The sequence below is a fragment of the Type-D symbiont of Plautia stali genome (assembly GCF_001485335.1).
Classification (GTDB): Bacteria; Pseudomonadota; Gammaproteobacteria; order Enterobacterales; family Enterobacteriaceae; genus Pantoea; species Pantoea vagans_C.
Genome location: NZ_BBOC01000202.1, coordinates 1 through 737 on the forward strand (window position 1 = coordinate 1; position 737 = coordinate 737).

The 737-nt window shown below is 69.9% G+C and carries 1 protein-coding gene; it reads left to right on the forward strand.

What is annotated here, in order from left to right; all coding sequences use genetic code 11:
• Positions 1 to 58: 58 nt before the first annotated feature.
• Positions 59 to 737, forward strand: a 679-nt coding sequence (locus PSSD_RS25985; RefSeq protein ID WP_153011536.1) for a GNAT family N-acetyltransferase, incomplete at its 3' end; no start/stop codon positions are given.

A 737-nucleotide genomic window follows, 5' to 3' on the forward strand; every position in this document is an offset into this window, starting at 1 on the left:
GCTGTACAGCGCCACCGGACGGCATCAGGATACCCTGAATATCATCAGGAGTTGCTCCATGACCGCTGCCCCGAATTCTGCACCCGTTACGGAACACGTCCTGACGGTCCGCCGGTTACCCGCCGGCCTTCTGCCTGATACACCGGTCCGCCTGCTGGTGTCTGTGCGGGAAGACCCGCCTTTCGCAGGGCCCCGGACCGGGCGCACGCTCAGGCTCACCTGGCACCTGCTGTCGGCCCTGCCGCGCGGCGTCCTTCCGGGCACCGTCAGCGCGGTGTTCACGCCGGGCCGGCGCGGCCGCCCGGGATGCGTGGCGCTGGCACCCGGCGGCCTGGTGCTGGCCCCGCCGCTGCGCGGATGCGGCATAGGTACCTGGCTTTTGCAGCAGCTTGCCGCATGGGCCGCCACGCTGCCGGCGGCTAACCGGGTTGAGCTTCAGAGCCTTAATCCATCTGAACCTTTATCACCGCTGGAGGAGGCGCGGCAGCGCCGGCAGCGCGAGGGGATTGGCGCTGAGGCACGAAGGGACGACCCGCCGCTGACGGTAGCCGGTCTCCGCCTCCACCGCCGGTGGGACAGCAGCCTGACGGCCGAAAGCCCGGAGGCGGTCCTGAAGGTCCTGCTCAGCCAGGCGCCCGCCACCAACTACGAGCTGGCGAACTATGAGCGGCTGACGCTCAGCAGGAGCGGCGAGGCCTGTTGTCCTGAAAGCAGCGCCCTGCGCAGGGTCGGCGGGG